Here is a 22360-nt window from a genome sequence, read left to right as displayed (position 1 = left end):
GAAATCACCCTCCAAGAGTGTCGGAGGGGTCAAGATTCAAACGTCGCCTCGGGGTCAGTATTCACCCGACGTCGACACGGTCAGCAGAAGTATGCCGAGGAGACTGACTCCCAGTGCTCGCATTCTCGACGCCAATCGCTCTCTCCCGCTCGATGTTCTGATTATGGGACCGTTGGCGTGTCCGGCGCACGATGTGCCATCCCTCACTGAGGGAGGCTCGCCGCGTAGATGTCGGAGCGTAGCGATGCCAGTTTCTCGTTGACGCTGTCGACCTCAGCGAGGTCGATGATGTGACCGTTGACGGGATGAATGATCAAGTCATTGAGACTGCCCATTCCGCCGAACGCGCGCCGCACGATCGAAGGATCGAACCCGTCATCGGCGGCGAGGTCGGCGGTTCGGCGGGCCCACTCGGACCAGTTGCTCTCGCCGTGACCCTCGAGCAGGGTGCTCATCTCGAGGAGGGCGGCGCGGAGCTGTGCATGCGGCATGCAGACAGTCTGCTGGAGAAGGGAAGCGTCACTGCCGATCCCTCCGTGCGACAGTGCGGCGGCTCAGCGGTCGTAAACGTCGCGGCGATGTCCCAGCGTGACGACGACCACTAGGAGGACGTCGTCCTGGACGGTGTAGATGATTCGGTAGTGTCCGACGCGTACTCTGAGGCCGTCTCGGCCTTGCAGCGCCTTCGCGCCGGGCGGGCGCGGGTCTTGGCCGAGCAGCGCGATCGCGCCGCGGATGCGATCGCGATCCTGATGGTCGATGCGTTTGAGCGCTCGGATGGCGGCCGGTCGGAGTTCGATCCGGTAGCTCACTCCCAGCCCAGGTCCTTCTTGACCTGGTCCCAAGGAATGTTCTCGCCCTCTTCGGCCATCGCCTCATCGAAGGCGGCGGCGTCCTCGGCCTCTTCGAGTGCCTCGAGCATGCGCTCGTATCGCTCGGGGCTCACGATCACCGCGGTGCACTGGCCGCGACGTTCGATGAAGACGGCCTCTTGCTGGGAACGGGCGATCACGTCAGACAGATGGCTGCGGGCGCCTGCGACGCTGACACTGAACATGCTGCAATTGTACATCGGTAGCGAATTTGTGTACATAATAAAGCAGGCGGCCACCTGCTCACCGACGATCCTTCAACGAGACCTCGCGCGCTTCGCTCAGCGGATCAGGCTGTCGTCGACACGGGTATACGCTGCTTCGGCGAGCTGTCTGGATATGAGCTTCCTTAGGTCCTTGAGGCCGATTGCACCCCCGTTGGACCACATTGGCGCCGCCGGCCCGCCGACAGCATGCGAGATCGGAAGTTCGAAGAACCGGTCCTCGGTCGCGATCAGGAGGGCTACGGCGTTCGCGAATTGTCCCAAGGCCGTCACTTGGACTTGATCGTGCGGCCATGAGCCGAGGCGTCCGCCACGGCCATCGAGAAGCAGAATGCCGCCGCGGGTTATCAGCAGGAGGCGTCTTGAGAAGGGCGTCGATCCGACGACGAAGATCGGGCGGTCGATGGTCCTGGAGAGTCGTCGCAGCGACGGTCGAACGACGGGTAGCAGCCAGAGCCCGAGCATGAACGCTCCGCCGGTCGCGCCGAGCAGGAGGAACGGAAGTGGGATCCCAGCGATCCAGACGGGCCCGTCCGGCGGACCGAACGTGACGATGAACAGGGCCGATGCCAGCACGAGGAACAACCCCGCGAGGACGAGCGAGACTGTTGTGGAGCGGAAGCGAGCAGCGGCGAAGAGCGGATCGCTGGATACTTCGTACTCTCCGGGAAGCCGCAACTCGACGGCCGCATCATCGAGCAGATCGTCAAGCCGCGCAACCGTCATGGGGTCGCTCCGACGCCGCATTGCTCTCCACCGCCCAACCCATGCACGAGGGACCACGCTAGCGGGTGCGGAAGGCGCTCAGAGCCGATTCGCGCGCGGGGCACGGACGATCCCTCATCGCGGACTTGAGGTGGCGATCGCCCTGCTAGACCGCCGACCTACTTGGGAGCCACGCGAGGCCCGACCCCCTCGATGTCGACACGGACATAACCACTCGAATCGAGCGTTTCGGCAACAAGTTTCTGAAGCGACCCGACCCCGATCGCGCCACCATTCGACCAGATCGGTGCGGCCGGCCCCCAACGGCATGCGCGATCGGGATCTCGAAGAAGCGGTCGTCAGCAACGGCGAGAAGCAGGCCGACCGAGTTGGCAAATCGCCGGACCGACGTGACGGTGACCTGATCGCTCGGCCACGACGCAGTCAGGCGTCCTTTCGAGGTGAGCATCAGGACGCTCGCCTCGGTGATGATCAGAAATCGTCGCGACAGCGGGGTTGGACCAACTACGAACAGCCGAGCGCCGACGGTGTCGGCGACCACTTGCATTCGCGCGTGGAACAGCGGAAGCACCCATACGAACACCATGTACGCGCCGAAGCAGATCACCATCATCACGAGGGGCATCGGCACTCCCGCGACCACGCTCGTGCTGCCCATCGGCCCAAAGGCCCACAGGACGGCCGCCAGGAAGAGCATCAGGAACAGCGTCAGCATGAAGAGGGACACGCCCAGGGAACGCAAGCCACTCGCAGCAAAGATCCGGTCAGATGATACTTCGTACTCGGCGGGCAGTTTCGGTTCACGTCCGGCCTCAGCGAGCAGCGAACGGAGTATGTCGAGCGTCAGCATGTGTCTCCCATCCGGCATCAACCCCCACACGCTGTGGTGGGCGCCGCGGCGATCGCGATCGCTGCTCACGCCGCGCGGTTGACCCTCATAGCCCATTCCACCGGATTGGCGGACCGCCCGAAACCGGTCCACCTGCGACGCACCGACGATCGCATGGCGCGGCGAGTGCAGACGACTTCGGGCAGCCGTGCACTCGTCTCCGGAAACTGACACACACACCGAAGAGTGCCCGAACCCACGATTCTCAGTAGACCCGCCCGCAGGGGATGCCCGCTGAGGGGGCCCTATCCGCACGGCATCGCCCGCGCGGCGGGCGCATCGCGACGCGCTGGCGCAACCCCGACACGGAATCTTGCGCCGGTGCGGTCGAACCCGCCATGCTGGCGCCATGACGCAGCCCGGCGCCAGCGAAATCCACGTCTCGTCGGAAAGCACTGCTGCGAACCACGCAGCGCGCGCCGAGCACGCCAACCGCATCGTCGGCCATCTCCTGACGCACGGCACCGCCACGCGTACGGAGCTCGCCGGCGCGACCGGCCTCGGCCGCACGTCGGTCGCCGGCCTGGTCGCGCGGATGGTCGACGCCGGCGTGCTCGTCGAGCCCGAAAACGAGGGGGCCGAGCACCACGGCCGGCACGGGAGGCTCGGGCTGGCGATCGCCGACCGGCTGCTCCTGACGGCCGGGGTCGCCGTCGACGACGCCGTCGCCACCATCGCCGAGCTGGACGGCACCGAGATCGCTCGGTACGACGAACCCGTCGCGATCACCCACGACGACCCGCGTCCGCCGAGGACGGCGCTACTCGACGCGCTCGCCGCCGTGGTCGACCGGGCCATCGCACAGGCGGAACGCGACGGTCGGCGCATCGCCCATCTCACGCTGGTCGTGCAGGGCGCAGTGGTGGGCGAGCCTGCGCTGGCACTCGGCGATGCGACACTCGGGCCCGAGCCGCTCGACGTGGTCGGCGCGCTTCGTGCGAGGTCGGCACGACTCGGCACCATCGAGGCCGACCTCGCGACTCCGCCGGCGCTTCGCACGGCGGCATCGGCCCGGGCGGCATCCGACGGCGTAGACCATCGGGACGACATCGTGCTCCACATCTCGGGCGACGCCCAGGTCTCGGGCGCGATCATCGTGCGGGGAGCGCCCTACGCGGGCGCACACGGGCTCGCGGCGACCTTCGGTCACCTACCGATCGTGCCGAACGGCGTGAAGTGCGAATGCGGCCAACGCGGATGCCTCGCCACCGTCGCCGCACCGGGCGTCGTGCTCGCCAAGGCCGAACTCGAGGACTACGAACTCACCTACGGCCGCCGAGCCGCCATCACGGAACTGACCCGGCGGATCGCCGATTCAGAGGACCGCGCCAAGTGGGCGTGGCTCGACGCCGCACTCTGGATCGGTCGCACACTCCAGGTCGTCGTGCCGACGATCGATCCCGACGTCGTGGTCGTCGGCGGATGGTGGGGTCCGCTCGCGGGCGACATCGATGCGTCGTTCCGTGACAACCGGCCGACGCTCGGCGGCGGAGCCCTCGACACCGTGCCGCGCCTGGTCGCCGGGCGAGCCGGTGACGAACTCGGGCTCGCCGGCGCACGGCGTCAGGCGCGCGACGGCCTCCGGTCGTCGTTGGTCTCCGCCGTCGCCTGACGCGGGGTTTCCGACGCGCCCTTCGGACGAAACCGACGCGCGATGCCCCACGCCGTCACGCGACCGATCGCCTCGAGCACGATGGCCGCACTCATCTTCGACCGGCCGTGCTCGCGCTCGACGAACGTGATCGGCGCCTCGACGATGCGCAGGCCGGCGACGACCGCACGCCACGTCATGTCGACCTGGAAGCCGTACCCGCGCGTGTGGACGTCCTCGAGGTGCAGCGAGCGAAGCGCGCCGGCACGGTACACCCGGTACCCGGCCGTGACGTCCTTCACGTGCAGGCCGAGCATCCACCGCGAGTAGGTGCTTCCGAACTTCGAGAGCCACACCCTCCGGCGGGGCCAGTTCACGATCGACCCGCCGGACACCCAGCGCGACCCGATGACGACGTCGGGCTTCCGCCCCGCGGCATCCGTCGTCTCGAGCATGTCGAGGAGCGCGGGCAGCTGCTCGGGCGGGTGCGAGCCGTCGGCGTCGAGCTGGACGATCGGGTCGAAGCCACGACCCAGCCCCCAGTCGAACGCCGCGAGGTACGCCGCCCCGAGCCCCTCCTTGCCACGTCGGTGCAGCACGTGCACCGCGGCATCCGTCTCGGCGATCGCCTCGGCGAGCTCACCCGTGCCGTCGGGCGAGCCGTCGTCGACCACGAGCACGGATGCCGCCGGCACGGCAGTGCGCACCCGAGCGACGATGCCCGGCAGGTTCTCACGCTCGTCGTACGTGGGGATCACCACGAGCGGTCCGCTCACCCGCTCCTCCTCCGCACGCGACGACATGTGAGGGAATCGTACCGGGCCGTCGACGCCGCCGGGGGCCGGGCACCCTACACCCGATCGTTGCGAGCCAGCCGCGGCCGCGGCATCCGTCTGGAAGCCCTTGCCCAGCCCGGAGCGGAGTGCTGGACTTGCCGAGGCACACGACAGCAGGGGGACCGAACATGCCGTACATCACCGTCGGATCCGAGAATTCCGCACCCATCGAGCTCTACTACGAAGACCACGGCGAGGGCAGGCCCGTCGTCCTCATCCACGGCTACCCGCTCGACGGGGCCTCGTGGGAGAAGCAGGCGCGGGCGCTGCTCGGCGCAGGGCGCCGGGTCGTCACGTACGACCGCCGCGGCTTCGGGCGCTCGTCGAAGCCGACGACCGGCTACGACTACGACACGTTCGCCGCCGACCTCAAGGCCGTGCTCGATGCGCTCGACCTGACCGAAGTCACGCTCGTGGGGTTCTCGATGGGCACCGGCGAGGTCGGCCGCTACCTCGGAACCTACGGCAGCGAGCGTGTGGCGCGGGCCGCGTTCCTCGGTTCGCTCGAGCCGTACCTCCGCCAGACCGATGACAATCCGGATGGCGCGGCGCCCGACTTCGACGGGTTGAAGGCACAGGCCGAGGGCGACCGGTTCGCCTGGTTCGACGGGTTCTTCGAGAACTTCTACAACCTGGACGAGAACCTCGGCTCGCGGATCTCGGAGGCCGCCGTGCGCGACAGCTGGCGGACCGCGGCCGGTGCCGGGTGGTACGCGGCGTCGGCGTGCGTCGACACGTGGCTCACCGACTTCAGGGGCGACATCGCGAAGGTCGACGTGCCGACGCTCATCATGCACGGCACGGCCGACCGGATCCTGCCGATCGACGCGACCGCCCGGCGCTTCCGCGAGCTGCTGCCGTCGGCGCAGTACGTCGAGATCGAGGGCGCGCCGCACGGCATGCTCTGGACGCACGCCGATGAGATCAACGCAGCGCTGCTGACGTTCGTCGCGTCCTAGGCACTGGGTCACGCACCGGACGTGCGGGCCGGTCGAGCCGGCCCGCACCCCGACGGCGGCGGACGTCAGCGCGCGAGCGCCTCGAGCAGCTGCGGCTTGGTCATGCGCGAGTAGCCCGTGATACCGAGTTCCTTCGCGAGCGCGCGGAGCTCCGGGACCGTGCGGGTGGCGAGGTCGCTCGCCGCGGCGGCGGGCTTGGCGCCCGGCTTCGTCGCCGGCTTCGCGTTCGGCGCGGAGGCCAGCTTCTTCGTGGGCGCGGGCTTGGCGGCCGGAGTGCTCGCCGGCGCGGGCTCGGCGGGTGCGGGCTGGCCGGCGGGCGCGGGCGCGGCGGCGGGCGCGGCGGCGGCGGGCGCGGCGGTCGCGGACCCCGGCTCGCCCGCGGGCGCGGGCGAGCCGGGTGCGCCAGCAGTCGCGGGCGCCGCGGCATCCGTGGTCGTCGCTCGGTTGAGCCGGCGCAACTGCGCGCGTGTGGCTGCGCCGGCTCGCGCGGCGAGCTGCTTCGCCGCCGCCAAAGCCTTCAGGGCAGGGTTCTTCTCGGTGTTCGCGGGTGCCATCGTCGATCCCTCTGGGTCGGGTCGTGCGGGTGGGGTTCCCGGAATCGTAGCCGGATCAGCGGCGCAGTTCGAGCGTGCAGCACTTCACGCCGCCGCCGCCGAGCAGCAGCTCGGAGAGATCGACGCCGATCGGGTGGTACCCGGCCTCGCGGAGCTGCTGCTCGAAGCCCCTCGCCCGCGCGGCGATGACGACGTTGCGGCCGTCGCTGTAGGAATTGAGCCCGAGCACCGCGGCATCCTCCTCGGAGACGAGGATCGCGTCGGGGTAGCGCTCGCGCAGGATCTCGAGGGAGGGTCCGTCGAACGCGCTGGGCAGGTAGGCGATGTGCTCTTGGCCGGGGCGCGAGTCGAGCACGGCGATCGCGGTGTCGAGGTGGTAGAAGCTCGGGTTCACGAGCGTGAGCGTGACCACCTCGCGGCCCGTGATGCGCGCGAGTTCCTCGTGGCTCGCCCCGTCGCTGCGGAAGCCGGTGCCGGCGAGGATCACGTCGCCGACGAGCAGGAAGTCGCCCTCGCCCTCGTTCGTCTCGACCGGCTCGCGCACGTCGAAGCCCGCGCTGCGGAACCACTCCATGTAGGCCGGGCCCTCGGCGGCGCGCTGCTCGTGCGTGAACTTCGCGCCGTACGCGATGCCGTCGATGACGGTTCCGCCGTTGGCCGCGTACACCATGTCGGGCAGGCCCTCGACGGGGTCGATCAGGTGCACGTCGAACCCGAGGCCCACGTAGGTGTCGTGCAGCGTCTGCCACTGCGCGACGGCGAGCGCGGTGTCGGTCGGCTTCGCCGGGTCCATCCACGGGTTGATCTGGTACACGACGGTGAAGTGCGCGGGGCGGCACATCAGCACGGTCTTCTTCGACGCGCTGCGCTCCGGCGCGGCGGGGGTCGGGGTCGTCTCGGTCTCGATCACGGTCGACATCTCACTCCTCAGGTGGGGTTTCGTCGGCCGGGCACGGCGGCGCGCCGCCGGCTCGGCCGGTGGGGTGTCGGCGGACCAGGTCGCTCTCTCGAGCCCCGGCGGCGGTGTTCGGATGGCACCGCCGTCGGGACGCCACCTCCAGTGTGCGGCCCGCGGCCCGCGACTTCTCGGCTTCTCGCACACGATTCCTGCGCGTTCGGGCGCGATGCGCAACGAATCATGGGCTCCGGATGCCGCGTGCGCGCGCATCGCGCGTCGTGGCGGGCTGCGCGGGCGCACGAATCCGTCACGCCTGCGCCGGGTCCGCGAGCGCTCGTCCCGGACGCCGAGCCCCTCGCTTTCTGCGCGCCCGGCACCCGATGCTTGCCTCGAGCGGTGGGGTGCGCCATCCTGAGCCCAGCCCGGCCGCCCCTACGCCGGTCGAGCGAGGAGACCCGGATGCCCCACGGTGATCGCATCGCCGAACTGCAGCGCCTCGCCTACGGGGCGGGGACCGACGACACCGAGCGCGCTCGAGCGGCCGATGAACTGGAAGAGTTGCGGCGCGAGGTCATGCGACCGGAGGGCGGCGAGCGGCGGCTGCCCGGTCATCCCGATGCCTCGGCGCCCCGACCAGCGTCCGCGGGCGATGCCGTCGGCGCGGCCGACGCCCACGCCGACCCGTTCGATGCGCTCGGGATCGTCGACGCCGCGGCGCAGGATGAGGATCGACCCGGTACCTCCACCGCCACGCTCCGATGGAGCCTCGTGGCCGGCGCGGTCGCGCTGGCGATCGGGTTCGGCGCGGGATGGTTGTCCGGTGCGCAGGCGACGAACGACCTGGTGGCCGGGTCCGTGCCGGTGGTCCCCGACTCCGCCCTGACGTTCGAGCTCGAGCCGACCGCGGTTGCGGTCCCGCTCGACCAGGCCCGGGCGATGGCCGTCTTCGATCGCGAGCAGGCGGCGGACGACCTGCCGGGCTACGTCGACCCCGGATTCGACGCGGACACGTACCGTCGCGTGGGGCTCTTCGCGGACGGCGCGTCCATCCACGTCGCGCGAGCCCTGGACTCGCCGGCAGTGTGCCTGCAACTCGACATCCGCGACGTCGGCGGCATGTCGACGTGCACCCAGGACGGAACCTTCCCGCCGGACGGCCTGTTCGCGGAGGGCGGCTTCGACTCCGGCTTCTACCACATCGAGTGGGCGGAATCCGGCGAGGTCACGCTGTCGTACCTGCCCAACGGCTGACGGCGTCGCGCCGGAGGACATGGCGTCCGGTTCGACGGCCGCGACGCCGGCCGGGCGACTCCGGCTCAGGCCGCGGCGACCCGAGCATCCTCGTTCCGCCGATCGCGCCACGCGAGCCAGTGCTTCACCGCCGCGTCGTCGTAGTCCGGGCCCGAGATGCCGAGCGTGAAGAGGCGCACCCCCGCGTCGTGGAGCGCATCGGCGTAGTCGTCGTCGAGGCTGCGGCGAGGCAGCTCGTTCGAGATCGTGATGCCCGAGACATCCCGCCCGACCTTCTCGCCCCAGCCCTTCAGCACGTCGAGCTTGCGGCCGAGCTCGTCGGGACGCACGAACGAATGCCAGATGTCCGCGTGCTCGGCCACGAGCCGCAGCGTCTTCCGCTCGCCCTTGCCGCCGATCATGATGGGGATGTCGCGCGTCGGCGCCGGGTTCAGCTTCGCCCATCGGGCCTTCACGCGCGGCAGCGCCTCGGCGAGGTCGTCGAGGCGCGAGCCGACGGTGCCGAACTCGTAGCCGTACTCGTCGTAGTCGCGCTCGAACCAGCCCGAGCCCGTGCCGAAGATGAACCGGCCGGTCTCGCCGCCCTTCGCGCTGATGTGGTCGAGCGTGCGGGCCATGTCGGCCTGCAGGTCGGCGTTGCGGTACGAGTTGCAGTTCACGAGCGAGCCGAACTCGACGCGCTCGGTCTGCTCGGCCCAGGCCCCGAGCATGGTCCACGCCTCGAAGTGGAGGCCGTCGGGGTCTTCGGAGAGCGGGAAGAAGTCGTCCCAGTTGAAGACGACGTCGACGCCGAGGTCCTCCATGCGGAGCACGGCGTCGCGGATCAGCGGGTAGGTCGCGTGCTGCGGCTGCAGCTGCACGCCGAGGCGCGCGGGAGCGGTGTTCGGGGTCATGGCCACACGCTACGCCGGTCGGCGAGCGGTTTCCGCCGGGTGCGCCGAGGGCGAACGGATGTCTCGTCCGCGCGTCGCGCGCCCCTCCGTCGGCCGTCGTCACGATCGGCGGGTCGTGCGCGCCTCGCACCCGCCGATCGTGACGACGACCGGTTGGCCGCAGCCGCCGGCTCCGCGGCATCCGCTCGCCCGCGATCACGAAACCGCAACGGCGCGCACGATTCCCGCGCCGACCCGTATCGCGGCGCAACGGACCGCCCTACACTCGGGCGCATGGACAACCTCGACCGGGCCATCCTCGACCTGCTCCGACAGAACTCGCGGGCCGGGTACGGCGACATCGGGTCGTCCGTCGGGCTGTCCGCCTCCGCCGTCAAGCGCCGCGTCGACAAGCTCGTCGCCGACGGGGTCATCAAGGCGTTCACGATCCAGGTCGACCCCGCGGTCGACGGCATGAGCACCGAGGCGTACGTCGAGCTGTTCTGCCGCGGCACGGTCGCGCCCGACGAGCTCCAGCGGATCCTGCAGGGCGTGCCCGAGGTGGTCTACGCGGGCACCGTCACCGGCAGCGCCGACGCGATCGTGCACATGCGCGCGCGCGACATCACCTCGCTCGAGGAGGCGCTCGAGCGCGTGCGCATCGCCCCGAACGTCGACCACACGAGGAGCGCGATCGTGCTCTCGCGCCTCGTCAACCGCAACCGCGACTGACGCGAGCGACCCGGAACGACCCGCACCGACCGCTCGAACCGAACCCGGAGCCCTCATGCGATTCACCGTCGATGACGACGCGCACACTCCCCCGTACGAGCAGCTCCGGATGCAGGTGGTCGACGCCGTCCGCGACGGCCGGCTCGCCGCGGGCTCGAAGCTGCCGACGGTCCGCGGCCTCGCCGAGGAACTCGGACTCGCCGCGAACACGGTCGCCCGCGCCTACAAGGAGCTCGAAGCCGACGGCGTCATCGAGGGCCGCGGTCGCGCCGGCACGTTCGTCAGCGCCGCCGGCGATCCCGTCGAGCGGGCGCTGCAGGCCGCGGCATCCGACTTCGCCGACACCGTCGAGCGCCTGGGCGCCACGACGGATGCCGCCGAAGCCGCGGTCGCACGCGCGCTGCGCGCCCGGCGCTGACTCGCGGCGCGTCAGCTCGCCGCGGCCTCCTGCGGGGCGGGGATCGGTTCCTTCGGCAGCCGGCGCACCTTCTGCCGGCGGCGGCGGCGCTCGGGGATCATCGAGCGCATCTCCTCGAGCTTGCCGAAGCAGAGCAGGCGGTCCTCGGCCTCGAGCACGACCCCCTTGCGCGGGTTCGGCATCACGGTCGCGCCGCGGTGCAGCGTGAGCACCGTGATGTCGCGCTCCCACAGCCCCGACTCGCCGAGCGACTTGCCGACGAGGTCGGCCGCGCCGTGCACGAGGAGCTCGGCGACACCGTAGCCCGTCGAGACCGTGAGCCGCTGCCGCACGTCGATCTCGGGGAACGCGACCTGGTTGCCGATGTAGTCGATGATCGCGCCCGCGACATCCAGCTTCGTCGCCGTCTCGATCCCCTGCAGGCCGGGCGAGGAGTTGACCTCCATCACCAGCGGGCCATCGTTGCCCTCGAGCATGTCGACGCCGGCGACCTTGAGGCCCATGATCTGCGCCGACCGCACCGCAGCCTGCTCGTACTCGGGCGTCAGCTCGACGGGCTCGACGCTGCCGCCGCGGTGCACGTTCGAGCGGAACTCGTCACCGCTCGCGACGCGCCGCATGGCGGCGACCACCCGGTCGCCGACGACGAGGGCGCGGATGTCGCGGCCGCGGCTCTCGGCGATGAACTTCTGGATCAGCACGTTCTGCTTCGTCGAGTGCAGCGTCTCGATGATCGCCTCGGCGACCTTCACGGTCGGGGCGAGGATGACGCCGATCCCCTGCGTGCCCTCGAGCAGCTTGATCACGACGGGCGCGCCGCCGACCGACTCGATCGCGGGCCGCAGGTCGGCGCGGTTCCGCACGAACGTCGTCGCGGGCAGCGCGATGTTGTGCCGCGAGAGGATCTGGTTCGCGCGCAGCTTGTCGCGCGCGTTCGTGATGCCGTTCGCGGTGTTCGGCGTGTACACGTCCATCTGCTCGAACTGCCGCACGACGGCCGTGCCGAAGTAGGTGATCGAGTTGCCGATGCGCGGCAGGATCGCGTCGTAGTCGCTCAGCGGACGGCCGCGGTACTGCAGGTCGGGTTCGGCGCCGGAGAGGTCGATGCCGAAGCGGAGCGTGTTGAGGACCTTGACCTGGTGTCCGCGCTGCTGCGCTGCAGCCCGGAGACGCTGGGTCGAGTACGCCTGGGGCGCGCGCGACAGGATCGCGAGTTTCATGCGGGAGTCCCTGCGAAGATGATCGGGTGACGGATGTGCCGAACCATTCAAACACCATCGCCGGATGGCGCGAATGGGTGCGCCTCCCCCAGGCCGAGGTCGAGTGGATGAAGGCCAAGCTCGACACCGGCGCGCGCTCGTCGGCACTGCACGCGTTCGACCTGGAGGAGTTCGAGCGCGACGGGGCGGACTGGGTGCGGTTCGGCATCCACCCCTGGCAGGACACCGACGCGGACGCCGCGACCGTCGAACTCCCCGTGCACGATCGACGCGTCGTGCGCAGCTCGACGGGTCACACGCAGGAGCGTCTCGTGGTGCTGATGGACATCGTGCTGCACGACCGCCCGGTCACGGCCGAGGTGACGCTCACGAACCGCGACGAGATGGGCTTCCGCATGCTCATCGGGCGCGAGGCGCTGCGCAACGGGTTCCTCGTGGATGCCGGCCGCTCGTTCGTCGGCGGGCGCGCGCCCCGCGCCATCCGTCGCCGCAACCGCGGCCGCGCCTGACCCGCCGTCGCCCGCGGCTCACGCTCGAGCCAGGTCGGCCTCCAGCCGGGCGACGTCGGCGGCGCGACACAGGTCCGTCGCCGGCAGCATCGCGGTCGCGCTCCCGGCGGCGACCGCGGTGCGGAACGCCTCGCCGAGTGGTCGGCCCTGCGCAAGGCGCAGCACGAGCGCCCCGAGGAACGAGTCGCCCGCGCCCACCGCACTCCTGACCTCGACGCGCGGCGTCGGCAGCCGCAGCACCGCGTCGGCCGTGACGAGGATCGCCCCGCGCCCGCCGAGCGTGAGCGCGACGACCTCGCTGCGACCGGCCGCGACGAGCGAACGGGCGGCGTCGACCATCGCCGGCTCGTCGAGCTCCCCCGACGCGCCGACGAGTTCGGCGAGCTCGTCGCGGCTCGGCTTGATCAGGAACACCCCGGCCTCGAGCGCGGACGCGAGCGCCGGCCCCGAGGCATCCACCACCAGACGCACGTCGTGGTCGCCCGAGATCCGGGCGAGCATCGCGTAGAACGCCTCGGGCACGCCGGGCGGCAGGCTGCCGCTCGCGACGAGGAACCCGCCGATGGGCAGCTCGTCGGCCACGACCGAGAGGCACGCGCGCCATTCCGGCTCGTGCATCAGCGGGCCCTGCAGCACGAACCGGAACTGCTCGCCCGTCGACAGCTCGTCGACCGTGAAGCTCTCGCGCGTGTTCCCGCCGATCGTGATCACGCGGGCGACGAGGCCGGCCTCCTCGATGAAGCCGCGGTACGCCTGCCCGGTCGGGCCGCCGAGCGGGTAGACGGCGATCGAGCTGCCGCCGAGGTTCCGGATGGCCCGGCTCACGTTGACGCCGCCGCCGCCCGGGTCGAAGCGGCTCGGCCCGCACCGGAGCTTGTGCTCGGCGACGACGCGGTCGGCCGTGGTCGACACGTCGAGCGCGGGGTTCATGGTCAACGTCACGATGGGTGCGTGCACGGCCATGGTCGGAGCCTACGGCGGGCGGGCAGGTCGGCGGGGGACGAACGGCCGATGCCGTGCCGCTCGCCGCGGTCGCGCGATCCGCTCAGTCGTCGACGGGGTCGCGTGAGATCGGGCAGGTCATGCAGTGCCCGCCACCGCGCCCTCGGCCGAGTTCGGCGCCGACGATCTCGATGACCTCGACGCCCGCGTCGCGGAGCAGCGCGTTCGTGTAGGTGTTGCGGTCGTAGGTGAACACGACCCCCGGTTCGACGGCGACCGCGTTGTTGCCGCTGTCCCACTGCTGGCGCTCCCCCGCGTACCAGCCGCCTCCCGGCTCGACGGCGCGGAGCTTCGGGAGTCCGAGCGACTCGCCGACGACGTCGATGAACGACGCACGCTCCTCGGTGACCTCGACGCCGCCGCTGTCGGCGGGGCGCAGCGAGAACGTGTGGATGCCGTCCACGATGTCGGGATAGTAGGTGACGAGGTCGCGGTCGGCGAAGGTGAAGACCGTGTCGAGGTGCATCGCGGCTCGCAGCTTCGGCATGCCCGCGACCACGACGCGCTCCGCGGCACCCTCCTCGAAGAGGCGAGAGGCGACCGCCGTGATCGCCTGGCGCGACGTGCGCTCGCTCATGCCGATGAGCACCACGCCGTTGCCGACCGGCATCACGTCGCCGCCCTCGAGCGTCGCCTGACCCCAGTCCCGTTCGGGGTCGCCCCACCACACGGTGCTCTCGGTGTAGTCGGGGTGGAACTCGTAGATCGCCTTCATGAGCATGGTCTCGGCGTGCCGAGCCGGCCAGAAGAGGGGGTTGAGCGTCAGGCCGCCGTAGATCCAGCACGTGGTGTCGCGCGTGTAGATCGTGTTCGGCAGCGGCGGCATCAGGTACTCGGTCATCCCCGCCGACTCGCGGACCAGGGCGACCTCGGGTGCACGGAACTCCGCGGGCAGGTCGCGCGTCGACAGGCCGCCGATGAGGTACTCCGTGAGCGTCGGGTGATCGAGCGAATCGAGGAACGCACGCGTGTCGGCGACGAGGCCCGACCCGACCTCGTTCGCGACGATCTTCCGGTCGAGCAGCCAGTCGCGGGCGCCCTGCACCGCGAGGGTCTCGGCGAGCAGGTCGTGGAGCTCGACGACCTCGACCCCGCGGTCGCGCAGGTGCTGCACGAAGTCGGCGTGGTCCCGCCTGGCGTTCTGCACCCAGAGCACGTCGTCGAACAGCAGCGCGTCGCTGTTGCTCGGTGTGAGCCGTTCGTGGCCGAGCCCCGGGCGGCAGACGAGGACCTTGCGGAGGCGACCGACCTCGGAGTGGACCCCGTACGACTGATCCGACATGGCGTGCTCCCTTCTGCGCCGCGGCGCGGTTCGGTCAGAGCTGGACGACGCCGGTGGCGAGCAGGACGACGCCGACCCCGGCGAAGGCCACGATCGCGATGAAGACGACGAGCCCGGCCGGCGTGAAGACCTTCGCGCGCTGTTGACGGCGGGCGACGACGTAGAGCGCGGTCGCCGGGGCGAGCAGGATGCACGCGATGAACAGGAACACGTAGCCGGCCGCCCAGATCAGGAACAGGGTGTACGCCGTGGAGATCGCCGCGATCACGAGCTCCCGGTTGCGGCGGGCCGGCGCGGCATCCTCGTAGCCGTCGCGTCGCATCGCGATCTTCACGGCGTACGCGCTCGCGAGCGCATACGGCGCGAGCGAGAGCGCCGCCGTCAGGTCGAGCGTGAAGTCGAGCGCGTTCTGCACGAACTGCACGACGAAGAGGATGAGCGTGACGAGGATCGAGGTCCACAGGACCGCGCGCTCCGGCACCTCGCGGGAGTTCTGCCTCGCGAAGTAGCGCGGCAGGTCCCGGTCCTTCGCGGCGGCGAAGACCACGTCGGCGGCGAGCAGCTGCCATGCCAGGTACGCGCCGAGCACCGAGACGATGAGCCCGACCCGGATGAAGGCGCCGCCCCACGGGCCGACCGCCGCCTCGAGGACGCCGCCGGCAGAGGGTTGCGCGAGCGCGGCGATCTCGGCCTGCGGCAGGATCCCGTACGACAGGATCGAGACCGACGCGAACAGCGCCAGCACCGAGAGGAAGCCGAGCACGGTCGCCCGCCCGACATCCGACCGCTTCTTCGCGTAGCGCGAATAGACGCTCGCGCCCTCGATGCCGAGGAACACGAAGACGGTGATGAGCATCGTGCCCTGCACCTGCTCGAAGAGCGTCTCGTAGGCCGCCGGGCCGTCGTCGCCCGAGAGGTTGCCGACGAAGACGTCCCAGTCGAAGAAGAAGACCACGAGAACCAGGAACAGGGCGAGCGGCACGAGCTTGGCGATCGTGACGATGAAATTCACGGCTGCGGCCTCGCGCACGCCACGCCGGATCAGCAGGAAGACGCCCCACACCGCGGCGACCGACACGACGAACGCCGGCCACGTGTCGCCCTCGCCGAGCACGGGCTCGAGCTCGGGGAACAGCTGCGAGAGCGTGGTCATGATGAGCACCCAGTAGAACGCGTTGCCCGCGCACGCCGACGCCCAGTAGCCCACCGCGGAGAGGAAGCCCGGGTACACCCCGAAGCCCGTCCGCGCGTAGACGTAGACTCCGTTGTCGAGCTCCGGCTTCCGCATCGCGAGCGTCTGGAAGACGAGCGCCAGCGTCAGCATGCCGAGCCCCGCGATCACCCAGGCGATGGCCGCCCCGGAGACGCCGGTCTGGCCCGCGAACCGCGCCGGCAGCTGGAAGACGCCCGCCCCGACCATCGAGCCGACGACCATGCCGGTGAGCGCAGGGAAGCTGAGCTTCGATGTCGCCCGCTGCTCGGCGGTCGATGCCATCAGGGCCCCCTCCCCAGTTCGGTCCGCCCCCGTGCGGATGGTTCAGGACGCTGTCGCAACCTGGTCCAGTGTCTAGCGCAGACACGGATCGCCCACAAGGGCGAGCGGATGGCCGGGGGTCGGGGAGCACGCCGAAGGGCGGCCGCACGCGCGACCGCCCCGTGGGGAATCCCTGCCCGCCCCCTAGATCACGCCGTCGGAGATGGTCGTCGGGTTGCCGAACCGGTGGTTCGTGATCGAGATCGCCTGCTCGTGCAGGAACGGCAGCAGCTCGACGCGGCCCGACGGGGTGACCGGGTGCGACCACACCGCGAGGTCGGGCGTGCCGCCCGTCGCCTCGGCGAGCGCCGTCGCCGACCCGCCCACGAGGCGCACGCGGCCCGTGACCTCGTCCTTGCCGGCGCGCGTGAGCCAGCCGGCGTCGCCCTCGCGGACCACGCGGATCTCGCGGGTCGCGAGGATCGCGCGTACGCCCTTGGGCAGCTCGTGCGCGGTCGAGATCGTCAGCGGCGACCTCGCGAGGAGGCCGGCCGCGATGACGCGGAGGCCGTCGGCGAGCGTCGCGTCCTCGCTCACCCGGATGGTGACGGGCAGCGGCAGGTAGCGGAACAGGTTCCGCTCGACGCCGAGGCCCGAGACATCCTTCACCGTGGCGTACTCGTCGGCCCAGGCGACCGCGTCGGAGAGCGCGGAGCGGCGGAGCACCTCGTACGCCTCGTACTCGAGCGAGGACTGCGACGCCTCGATGAGGTCGGTCACGCGCTGCTCGAGGCCGCGCAGGTGCAGCGACCGGCTCGGCTCGTCATGCGCCGGCGTCCAGTCGCCGAGGCCGAACAGGTAGTTCGGGCCGCCCGCCTTGGCGCCCGCGCCGACCGAGGACCGCTTCCAGCCGCCGAACGGCTGGCGCTGGACGATCGCGCCCGTGATGCCGCGGTTCACGTACAGGTTGCCGGCCTCGACGTTCGCGAGCCACGTCGCGACCTCGTCGGAGTCGAGCGAGTGCAGCCCCGCCGTCAGGCCGAAGTCGACCGCGTTCTGGAAGCGGATGGCCTCGTCGAGGTCCTTGGCGTGCATGATGCCGAGCACGGGGCCGAAGAACTCGGTGAGGTGGAAGTACGAGCCGGGCTTCACGTTCGCGCGGATGCCGGGCGACCACAGGCGGCCGGTGCCGTCGAGCTGCCGCGGCTCGACGAGCCACTCCTCGTCGGCGCCGAGCGTGGTGAGCGCGTGCAGCAGCTTGCCGTTCGCGGGCTCGACGATCGGGCCCATCTGGCTCGCCGGGTGCTCGGGCCAGCCGACGCGGAGGCTCGTCGCGGCATCCACCAGCTGGCGGCGGAACCGCTCGGACTTCGCGACGGAGCCGACGAGGATCACGAGCGACGCGGCCGAGCACTTCTGGCCCGCGTGGCCGAACGCGCTCTTCACGACGTCGGATGCCGCGAGGTCGAGGTCGGCGGACGGCGTCACGATGATCGCGTTCTTGCCGCTGGTCTCGGCGAGGAGCGGCAGGTCCTTCCGGAACGAGCGGAACAGCTCGGCCGTCTCGTAGGCGCCGGTGAGGATGACGCGGTCGACCTTCTCGTCGGAGACGAGCTTGGTGCCGAGCTCGCGCGAGCCGAGGTCGACGAGCGCGAGCAGGTCCTTCGGGATGCCGGCCTCCCAGAGCGCCTCGACCATGATCGCGCCCGAGCGCTGCGAGAGCTTCGCGGGCTTGATGATCACGCCCGAGCCCGCGGCGAGCGCGGCGAGCACGCCGCCCGCCGGGATCGCGACGGGGAAGTTCCACGGCGGGGTGACGACCGTGAGCTGCGACGGCACGAAGCGGGCGCCCTGCACGCGGTCGAGCTCGCGGGCGCGCTCGGCGTAGTAGTGCGCGAAGTCGATCGCCTCGGAGATCTCGGGGTCGGCCTCGGCGATGGTCTTGCCGGTCTCGGCGGCCATGACCTCGATGAGGCGGTCGCGGTTCGCGGCGAGCGCGAGGCCCGCGCGGTGCAGCAGCGCCGCACGCTCGTCGCCGGGCAGGGCCGCCCAGGCGGCGGCGCGCTCGGTGACCGCGGTCATGAGCCGCTCGAGCTCGTCGGCGGTCGCGATGCGGTTGGCCTTCAGGGTGTCGATGCCGAGCGTGGAGGTCGGGACGCGCTCGAGGAGGCGCCGGCCCCAGTCGCGGTTCGCGGCGAGTGCGGGGTCGGTGTCGGGCTCGTTGCGGAACCCGGGGGTGACGCCGGGACCGGTGAGCCCGGCCGCAGCGGATGCCGCGGCATCCGTCAGCTCGCCGTCGAGTCCGGAGCCGCGCGTGATGCCGAGGACGACGCTCGTGAGCGAGCCCTCGTGCTCCTCGCCCGGGGCGGGGGCGCCGACGACGGTGCCGGCGAGCTCGGCGACATCCTTCTCGTCCCATTCGGTGCGACGGTTCTGGGTGCGGTTGGGCGCGGGTGCCGGGCCCTCCGCGTCTTCGCCCTCGAGCGCCGCGAGCGAACGCAGGTAGCGGTCCCGCTCGCGCTCGAAGAGGGCACGATTCTCGTTCAGCTCGAATACAGCCGACATGAAGTTGTCCTGGCTCGCGTTCTCCTCGAGCCGGCGGATCAGGTACGCGATCGCGACGTCGAACTCGCTCGGGTTCACGACCGGCGTGTAGAGCAGCAGGCGGCCGACGTCGCCGCGGACCGCCGCGGCCTGGCCGGTGGCCATGCCGAGCAGCATCTCGAACTCGACGCCGTGCTCGACGCCGCGCTCCGTGGCGGTCAGGTAGGCGTGGGCGACGTCGAAGAGGTTGTGGCCGGCGACGCCGAGCTTGACCGCGTCGATGCGCTCGGGCGTCATCGACCAGTGCAGCACGCGCTTGTAGTTGGTGTCGGAGTCCTGCTTGGTCGAGTACGTGGCGAGCGGCCAATCGTGGATGCGCGCGTCCACGGTCTCCATCGCGAGGTTCGCGCCCTTGACGACGCGCACCTTGATCGGGGCGCCGCCCGCGGCCCGGCGGCGCTGCGCCCACTCGGTGAGCTCCTGCATCGCGCCGAGCGCGTCGGGCAGGTAGGTCTGCAGCACGATGCCGGCCTCGAGGCCCTGCAGCTGCGGCTGGTCGAGGAGGCGCGTGAAGACCGCGATCGTGAGGTCGAGGTCGCGGTACTCCTCCATGTCGAGGTTGATGAACTTGGCCTTGCCCTGCGCGGCGCCCTTCGCCGCGAGCTCGTAGAGCGGCGTGAGCTTGGCGACGACCTTCTCGACGGCCTCGTCGAACGACCACATCGAGAGCTGGCTGACGACGCTCGACACCTTGATCGAGACGTAGTCGACGTCGTCGCGGGCGAGGAAGTCGTAGGTGCCCTTCAGGCGCCGGTCGGCCTCGTGCTCGCCGAGCACGGCCTCGCCGAGGAGGTTCAGGTTCAGGCGGTTGCCCGACTCGCGGAGTTTCGCGATCGCCGGCCCGAGCTTCGCGGGCGTCGCGTCGAGCACGAGGTGGCCGACCATGGCGCGCAGCACGCGCCGCGCGATCGGGATGACGAGCCACGGGAAGGTCGGCGCCATCGCACCGCCGAGCCGGATCGCGGCCTTGAGGTACGCGGGCAGGAACTTCGGCGTGAGCTTCGCGACCTCGGCGAGGTTGCGGCCCGCGACGCCCAGGTCTTCGGGTCGCATGACGCCGTCGACGAAGCCGACGGTGAAGGCGAGGCCGTGCTCGTCCTTCAGCACGCCGGCGAGGCGCTGCGCGGCCGGGTCGACCGGGTGGTTCGCGCTCTCGGCGAGCCACCGCTCGACGAGGGCGATGACGTGGTCGGTGTCGGGGACGACGTCCGTGAGGAGCTTCGAAGTGGTCACGACTGCGGTGTCCTTAGGTCTCGGAGGGCGCACGGGGATGGTGCACGCCCGGCACCTCCAGTGTGCGCTCCGGATTCCGTTCGGTACAGCGAATGAATCCGATGCATACTGTTCATGTTTCCCGAACGTATGCCGCGGCTGTCCCAGCCGCGCGGGTCGGGGCCGAACGCCGGGTCGGATGGCTCGGGAGGAGGTCGCACGATGCTCGACGTCCGCCGACTGCGCCTCCTCGTCGAACTGAGCCGACGCGGCACGCTCACCGCCGTCGCCGAGGCGCTCTCCTACAGCCCGTCGTCGGTCTCGCAGCAGCTCAGCCTGCTCGAGAAGGAGGCGGGGGTGCCGCTGCTCGTGCAGGTCGGCCGGCGCGTGCAGCTCACGCCCCAGGCCGAGCTGCTCGTCGGCCACGCGCAGGCCGTGCTCGAACGGCTCGAAGAGGCCGAGGCGGATGTCGCGCGCTCGCTCACGACCGTCGGCGGCACGGTGCGCATCGCCGTGTTCCAGTCCGCGGCGCACGCCGTCGTGCCCCAGGCGCTCACCCTGCTCGCGGCAGAGCACCCGTCGCTCCGCGTCGAGGTCACCGAGCGGGAACCCGAACTCGCGCTCTTCGACGTCGCGGCGCGCGACTTCGACCTCGTCGTCGCCGAGCAGTACCCCGGCTACACGCGTCCGCTGCACCCGGAACTCGACCGGGTGCCGCTCGCGCGCGACGCCATCCGGCTCGCCCTGCCGCCGCACCCGGCCGCCCGCCGGCGCGGCCTGCGCCGGCCCGACCCGGTCGCGGCGGCCCTCCCCAAGGAGCCCCCGACCGAACTGCTGCGCTCGGTCGCCGACGACGGCCTCGCCGCGGCATCCGAGATGCCCTGGGTCATGGAGCCGCGCGGCACCGCCTCGCGCGAGTGGGCCGAGCAGCTCTGCCGTCGTGCGGGGTTCGAGCCGGACGTGCGCTTCGAGACCGCCGACCTCATGGCGCACATCCGCCTGATCCGCTCGGGCAACGCCGTCGGGCTCCTCCCCGACCTCGTGTGGGCCGGCGAGGCGCCGAGCGTGCAGCTCGCGACGCTGCCCGGCGACCCGTTCCGCGAGGTCTTCTCATCGACCCGACGCGCCACCGCCCGCCGGCCCGCCGTCGTCGCCGCCCGCGACGCCCTCGCGCGCGCCGCCGCCCGCAGCGACCCTCCCGCGACGCACGACTGAACGGGGTGACGCCGACGGCGGGCCCCGCTACGCTGCGACCATGACCAGGGGGAAGAGACTCGTCATCGGCATGGGGGTGCTGGCGGCCGCGCTCGCGTTCAGCGGGTGCAGCGGCGTCGCCGGCGAGGACACCGGGGGCGACATGGATCCGACGGGAACCTGGGGCGACTCGTCGACGCAGGGCGAACCGTTCCTCACGCTCGAGGATGGCGGCGACTTCACCGGCAGCGACGGCTGCAACACGCTCAATGGCACGTGGTCGGTCAACGAGGCCGACCAGGTCGAGTTCGAGAACGTGGCCTCCACGAGGATGGCGTGCGAGGACGTCGACGACTGGCTCGCCGGCATGAGTGCAGCGGATGTCGCGGACGACTCGATGACCGTGCTCGGCCAGGACGGCTCGCCGATCGGCACGCTCGAGCGCTCGGGCTGAGCGCGGGCCGCAGCAGGCCGGACCGATCCGCCGGACGACGGAACCGGCCCGCCGAACGAGGACCCGTCAGGCCGCGCCGCCGCCGTGCATCCACGGCGTGTAACTGACGCCCACGAGCAGCCCCTCGGGGCTCATCAGCCGGGACGTGGTCTGCCCCCACGGCTCCTCGTGCGCCTCGACGAGGATCTCGAGGCCCTTCGCGCGCAACTCGTCGACCGCCGGCGCGACCGCCTCGGGCGAGGCCACGTCGAACTCGATCCACGCCTGCGGCACGGGCCGGTCGGCGGGCCACTCGGCCGTGCCGAAGGTCGCCTCGGCGGCCTGGTCGAGCGGCCAGATCGCGAACGCCTTCGCGCCCTCGACCTCCTCGGTGTGGAAGTAGCGCGGTGCGTTCTCGTGGAACGGGATGCCGAGCGCACCGGCCCAGAAGTCGTGCGACGCGGAGTCGACGGTGCCGATGGGCCCGAACCCGGCGATGAAGGCGATGTCCATGCCCCCATTCGACTCCCGCCCGCCGACACCCGCCACCCTCGCGCCCCTCGCGCCGCCCCTCGCGTCGCGAGTCCCGCGAAACGGCGGGACCGCCC

At 71.1% G+C, this 22360-nt stretch carries 23 protein-coding genes; 8 read left to right on the top strand and 15 right to left on the bottom strand.

The features are described from left to right. Positions 1–203 precede the first annotated feature (203 nt). From ACQ393_RS11785 to ACQ393_RS11765, 5 genes are all read right to left on the bottom strand, one after another. Entirely contained in the window at positions 204–491 is a 288-nt protein-coding gene (locus ACQ393_RS11785) for a DUF6966 domain-containing protein (RefSeq protein WP_430647015.1), read from the bottom strand. A gap of 63 nt (positions 492–554) precedes the next feature. Continuing rightward, positions 555–812, bottom strand: coding sequence for a type II toxin-antitoxin system RelE family toxin (locus tag ACQ393_RS11780; RefSeq protein ID WP_430647014.1), 258 nt, complete (start codon positions 810–812; stop codon positions 555–557). Further along, the gene (locus ACQ393_RS11775; protein WP_430647013.1) at positions 809–1057 is read right to left on the bottom strand and encodes a type II toxin-antitoxin system Phd/YefM family antitoxin; all 249 of its coding nucleotides are present in this window, start codon (positions 1055–1057) and stop codon (positions 809–811) included. The genes ACQ393_RS11780 and ACQ393_RS11775 overlap by 4 nt, the downstream gene beginning before the upstream one ends. A gap of 96 nt (positions 1058–1153) precedes the next feature. Continuing rightward, a complete protein-coding gene (locus ACQ393_RS11770; RefSeq protein WP_430647012.1) occupies positions 1154–1822 on the bottom strand; it encodes a hypothetical protein in 669 nt (222 codons plus the stop codon). 145 nt (positions 1823–1967) lie between these two features. Further along, the gene (locus tag ACQ393_RS11765) at positions 1968–2672 is read right to left on the bottom strand and encodes a hypothetical protein (protein WP_430647011.1); all 705 of its coding nucleotides are present in this window, start codon (positions 2670–2672) and stop codon (positions 1968–1970) included. Between the two features lie 388 nt (positions 2673–3060). On the opposite strand from ACQ393_RS11765, the gene ACQ393_RS11760 reads away from it, so the two are divergent. After that, positions 3061–4323, top strand: coding sequence for an ROK family protein (locus tag ACQ393_RS11760; protein WP_430647010.1), 1263 nt, complete (start codon positions 3061–3063; stop codon positions 4321–4323). Here the strand turns inward: ACQ393_RS11760 and ACQ393_RS11755 are convergent. Beyond that, positions 4275–5105, bottom strand: a complete 831-nt coding sequence (locus ACQ393_RS11755) for a polyprenol monophosphomannose synthase (RefSeq protein ID WP_430647009.1) — start codon at positions 5103–5105, stop codon at positions 4275–4277. The two genes, ACQ393_RS11760 and ACQ393_RS11755, sit on opposite strands and share 49 nt — an antisense overlap. A 161-nt stretch (positions 5106–5266) precedes the next feature. On the opposite strand from ACQ393_RS11755, the gene ACQ393_RS11750 reads away from it, so the two are divergent. Beyond that, positions 5267–6097, top strand: a complete 831-nt coding sequence (locus ACQ393_RS11750) for an alpha/beta fold hydrolase (RefSeq protein WP_430647007.1) — start codon at positions 5267–5269, stop codon at positions 6095–6097. Between the two features lie 65 nt (positions 6098–6162). Here ACQ393_RS11750 and ACQ393_RS11745 read toward each other — a convergent pair whose 3' ends face one another. Next, positions 6163–6651 carry a Rho termination factor N-terminal domain-containing protein gene (locus tag ACQ393_RS11745; RefSeq protein ID WP_430647006.1) on the bottom strand — a complete coding sequence of 163 codons (489 nt, stop codon included), beginning with the start codon at positions 6649–6651 and terminating at the stop codon, positions 6163–6165. A gap of 55 nt (positions 6652–6706) precedes the next feature. Continuing rightward, the gene (gene ddaH / locus ACQ393_RS11740; RefSeq protein WP_430647005.1) at positions 6707–7570 is read right to left on the bottom strand and encodes a dimethylargininase; all 864 of its coding nucleotides are present in this window, start codon (positions 7568–7570) and stop codon (positions 6707–6709) included. A gap of 438 nt (positions 7571–8008) precedes the next feature. Here ddaH and ACQ393_RS11735 point away from each other — a divergent pair, with 438 nt between their 5' ends. Continuing rightward, complete coding sequence (locus tag ACQ393_RS11735; protein ID WP_430647004.1) at positions 8009–8800, top strand: hypothetical protein; 792 nt, start codon at positions 8009–8011, stop codon at positions 8798–8800. A 65-nt stretch (positions 8801–8865) separates the two neighbouring features. On the opposite strand, the gene ACQ393_RS11730 is transcribed toward ACQ393_RS11735, so the two are convergent. Beyond that, positions 8866–9693 (bottom strand): LLM class F420-dependent oxidoreductase, encoded by an 828-nt coding sequence (locus tag ACQ393_RS11730; RefSeq protein ID WP_430647003.1) that lies wholly within the window; start codon positions 9691–9693, stop codon positions 8866–8868. A gap of 273 nt (positions 9694–9966) precedes the next feature. Here ACQ393_RS11730 and ACQ393_RS11725 point away from each other — a divergent pair, with 273 nt between their 5' ends. Both ACQ393_RS11725 and ACQ393_RS11720 read left to right on the top strand, forming a co-directional pair. After that, complete coding sequence (locus ACQ393_RS11725) at positions 9967–10404, top strand: Lrp/AsnC family transcriptional regulator (protein ID WP_155050935.1); 438 nt, start codon at positions 9967–9969, stop codon at positions 10402–10404. A 55-nt stretch (positions 10405–10459) separates the two neighbouring features. Further along, positions 10460–10822 carry a GntR family transcriptional regulator gene (locus ACQ393_RS11720; protein ID WP_430647002.1) on the top strand — a complete coding sequence of 121 codons (363 nt, stop codon included), beginning with the start codon at positions 10460–10462 and terminating at the stop codon, positions 10820–10822. Positions 10823–10833: 11 nt separating this feature from the next. On the opposite strand, the gene rimK is transcribed toward ACQ393_RS11720, so the two are convergent. Beyond that, positions 10834–12042: a 30S ribosomal protein S6--L-glutamate ligase gene (rimK, locus tag ACQ393_RS11715; RefSeq protein WP_430647001.1), complete on the bottom strand. Its 1209-nt coding sequence runs from the start codon at positions 12040–12042 to the stop codon at positions 10834–10836. A gap of 26 nt (positions 12043–12068) precedes the next feature. Here rimK and ACQ393_RS11710 point away from each other — a divergent pair, with 26 nt between their 5' ends. After that, the gene (locus tag ACQ393_RS11710; RefSeq protein WP_430647000.1) at positions 12069–12551 is read left to right on the top strand and encodes an ATP-dependent zinc protease family protein; all 483 of its coding nucleotides are present in this window, start codon (positions 12069–12071) and stop codon (positions 12549–12551) included. Positions 12552–12569: 18 nt separating this feature from the next. Here ACQ393_RS11710 and ACQ393_RS11705 read toward each other — a convergent pair whose 3' ends face one another. The 4 genes from ACQ393_RS11705 to ACQ393_RS11690 all read right to left on the bottom strand — a co-directional run bounded on the left by ACQ393_RS11705 (position 12570) and on the right by ACQ393_RS11690 (position 20146). After that, positions 12570–13514, bottom strand: a complete 945-nt coding sequence (locus tag ACQ393_RS11705; RefSeq protein WP_430646999.1) for a 1-phosphofructokinase family hexose kinase — start codon at positions 13512–13514, stop codon at positions 12570–12572. 82 nt (positions 13515–13596) lie between these two features. Next, the gene (locus ACQ393_RS11700) at positions 13597–14835 is read right to left on the bottom strand and encodes an arginine deiminase (protein WP_430646998.1); all 1239 of its coding nucleotides are present in this window, start codon (positions 14833–14835) and stop codon (positions 13597–13599) included. 34 nt (positions 14836–14869) lie between these two features. Beyond that, positions 14870–16330 carry a basic amino acid/polyamine antiporter gene (locus ACQ393_RS11695; RefSeq protein ID WP_430646997.1) on the bottom strand — a complete coding sequence of 487 codons (1461 nt, stop codon included), beginning with the start codon at positions 16328–16330 and terminating at the stop codon, positions 14870–14872. Between the two features lie 183 nt (positions 16331–16513). Next, the gene (locus ACQ393_RS11690; protein WP_430646996.1) at positions 16514–20146 is read right to left on the bottom strand and encodes a bifunctional proline dehydrogenase/L-glutamate gamma-semialdehyde dehydrogenase; all 3633 of its coding nucleotides are present in this window, start codon (positions 20144–20146) and stop codon (positions 16514–16516) included. A gap of 201 nt (positions 20147–20347) precedes the next feature. Between ACQ393_RS11690 and ACQ393_RS11685 the strand changes: the two genes are divergently transcribed. Together ACQ393_RS11685 and ACQ393_RS11680 are read left to right on the top strand one after the other, a co-directional pair. Next, positions 20348–21340 (top strand): LysR family transcriptional regulator, encoded by a 993-nt coding sequence (locus ACQ393_RS11685; RefSeq protein ID WP_430646995.1) that lies wholly within the window; start codon positions 20348–20350, stop codon positions 21338–21340. A 40-nt stretch (positions 21341–21380) separates the two neighbouring features. After that, on the top strand, positions 21381–21773 hold the full coding sequence (locus tag ACQ393_RS11680; RefSeq protein WP_430646994.1) for an META domain-containing protein: 393 nt from the start codon (positions 21381–21383) through the stop codon (positions 21771–21773). Positions 21774–21839: 66 nt separating this feature from the next. On the opposite strand, the gene ACQ393_RS11675 is transcribed toward ACQ393_RS11680, so the two are convergent. Next, on the bottom strand, positions 21840–22265 hold the full coding sequence (locus ACQ393_RS11675) for a VOC family protein (RefSeq protein ID WP_430646993.1): 426 nt from the start codon (positions 22263–22265) through the stop codon (positions 21840–21842). Between the last annotated feature and the right edge of the window lie 95 nt (positions 22266–22360).

This window comes from Agromyces sp. GXS1127 (assembly GCF_050565425.1).
Taxonomy (GTDB): Bacteria; Actinomycetota; Actinomycetes; order Actinomycetales; family Microbacteriaceae; genus Agromyces.
This window is presented reverse-complemented; position numbering and strand designations above follow the sequence as displayed.

Bases quoted from the DNA above. Each gene is read 5' to 3' on its own strand.
- ACQ393_RS11730 (WP_430647003.1), bottom strand. From the start codon at position 9,693: ATGACCCCGAACACCGCTCCCGCGCGCCTCGGCGTGCAGCTGCAGCCG.
- ACQ393_RS11785 (WP_430647015.1), bottom strand. From the start codon at position 491: ATGCCGCATGCACAGCTCCGCGCCGCCCTCCTCGAGATGAGCACCCTG.
- rimK (WP_430647001.1), bottom strand. From the start codon at position 12,042: ATGAAACTCGCGATCCTGTCGCGCGCGCCCCAGGCGTACTCGACCCAG.
- ACQ393_RS11705 (WP_430646999.1), bottom strand. From the start codon at position 13,514: ATGGCCGTGCACGCACCCATCGTGACGTTGACCATGAACCCCGCGCTC.
- ACQ393_RS11700 (WP_430646998.1), bottom strand. From the start codon at position 14,835: ATGTCGGATCAGTCGTACGGGGTCCACTCCGAGGTCGGTCGCCTCCGC.
- ACQ393_RS11750 (WP_430647007.1), top strand. From the start codon at position 5,267: ATGCCGTACATCACCGTCGGATCCGAGAATTCCGCACCCATCGAGCTC.
- ACQ393_RS11735 (WP_430647004.1), top strand. From the start codon at position 8,009: ATGCCCCACGGTGATCGCATCGCCGAACTGCAGCGCCTCGCCTACGGG.
- ddaH (WP_430647005.1), bottom strand. From the start codon at position 7,570: ATGTCGACCGTGATCGAGACCGAGACGACCCCGACCCCCGCCGCGCCG.
- ACQ393_RS11745 (WP_430647006.1), bottom strand. From the start codon at position 6,651: ATGGCACCCGCGAACACCGAGAAGAACCCTGCCCTGAAGGCTTTGGCG.
- ACQ393_RS11695 (WP_430646997.1), bottom strand. From the start codon at position 16,330: ATGGCATCGACCGCCGAGCAGCGGGCGACATCGAAGCTCAGCTTCCCT.
- ACQ393_RS11725 (WP_155050935.1), top strand. From the start codon at position 9,967: ATGGACAACCTCGACCGGGCCATCCTCGACCTGCTCCGACAGAACTCG.
- ACQ393_RS11685 (WP_430646995.1), top strand. From the start codon at position 20,348: ATGCTCGACGTCCGCCGACTGCGCCTCCTCGTCGAACTGAGCCGACGC.
- ACQ393_RS11755 (WP_430647009.1), bottom strand. From the start codon at position 5,105: ATGTCGTCGCGTGCGGAGGAGGAGCGGGTGAGCGGACCGCTCGTGGTG.
- ACQ393_RS11760 (WP_430647010.1), top strand. From the start codon at position 3,061: ATGACGCAGCCCGGCGCCAGCGAAATCCACGTCTCGTCGGAAAGCACT.
- ACQ393_RS11680 (WP_430646994.1), top strand. From the start codon at position 21,381: ATGACCAGGGGGAAGAGACTCGTCATCGGCATGGGGGTGCTGGCGGCC.
- ACQ393_RS11720 (WP_430647002.1), top strand. From the start codon at position 10,460: ATGCGATTCACCGTCGATGACGACGCGCACACTCCCCCGTACGAGCAG.
- ACQ393_RS11775 (WP_430647013.1), bottom strand. From the start codon at position 1,057: ATGTTCAGTGTCAGCGTCGCAGGCGCCCGCAGCCATCTGTCTGACGTG.
- ACQ393_RS11770 (WP_430647012.1), bottom strand. From the start codon at position 1,822: ATGACGGTTGCGCGGCTTGACGATCTGCTCGATGATGCGGCCGTCGAG.
- ACQ393_RS11675 (WP_430646993.1), bottom strand. From the start codon at position 22,265: ATGGACATCGCCTTCATCGCCGGGTTCGGGCCCATCGGCACCGTCGAC.
- ACQ393_RS11765 (WP_430647011.1), bottom strand. From the start codon at position 2,672: ATGCTGACGCTCGACATACTCCGTTCGCTGCTCGCTGAGGCCGGACGT.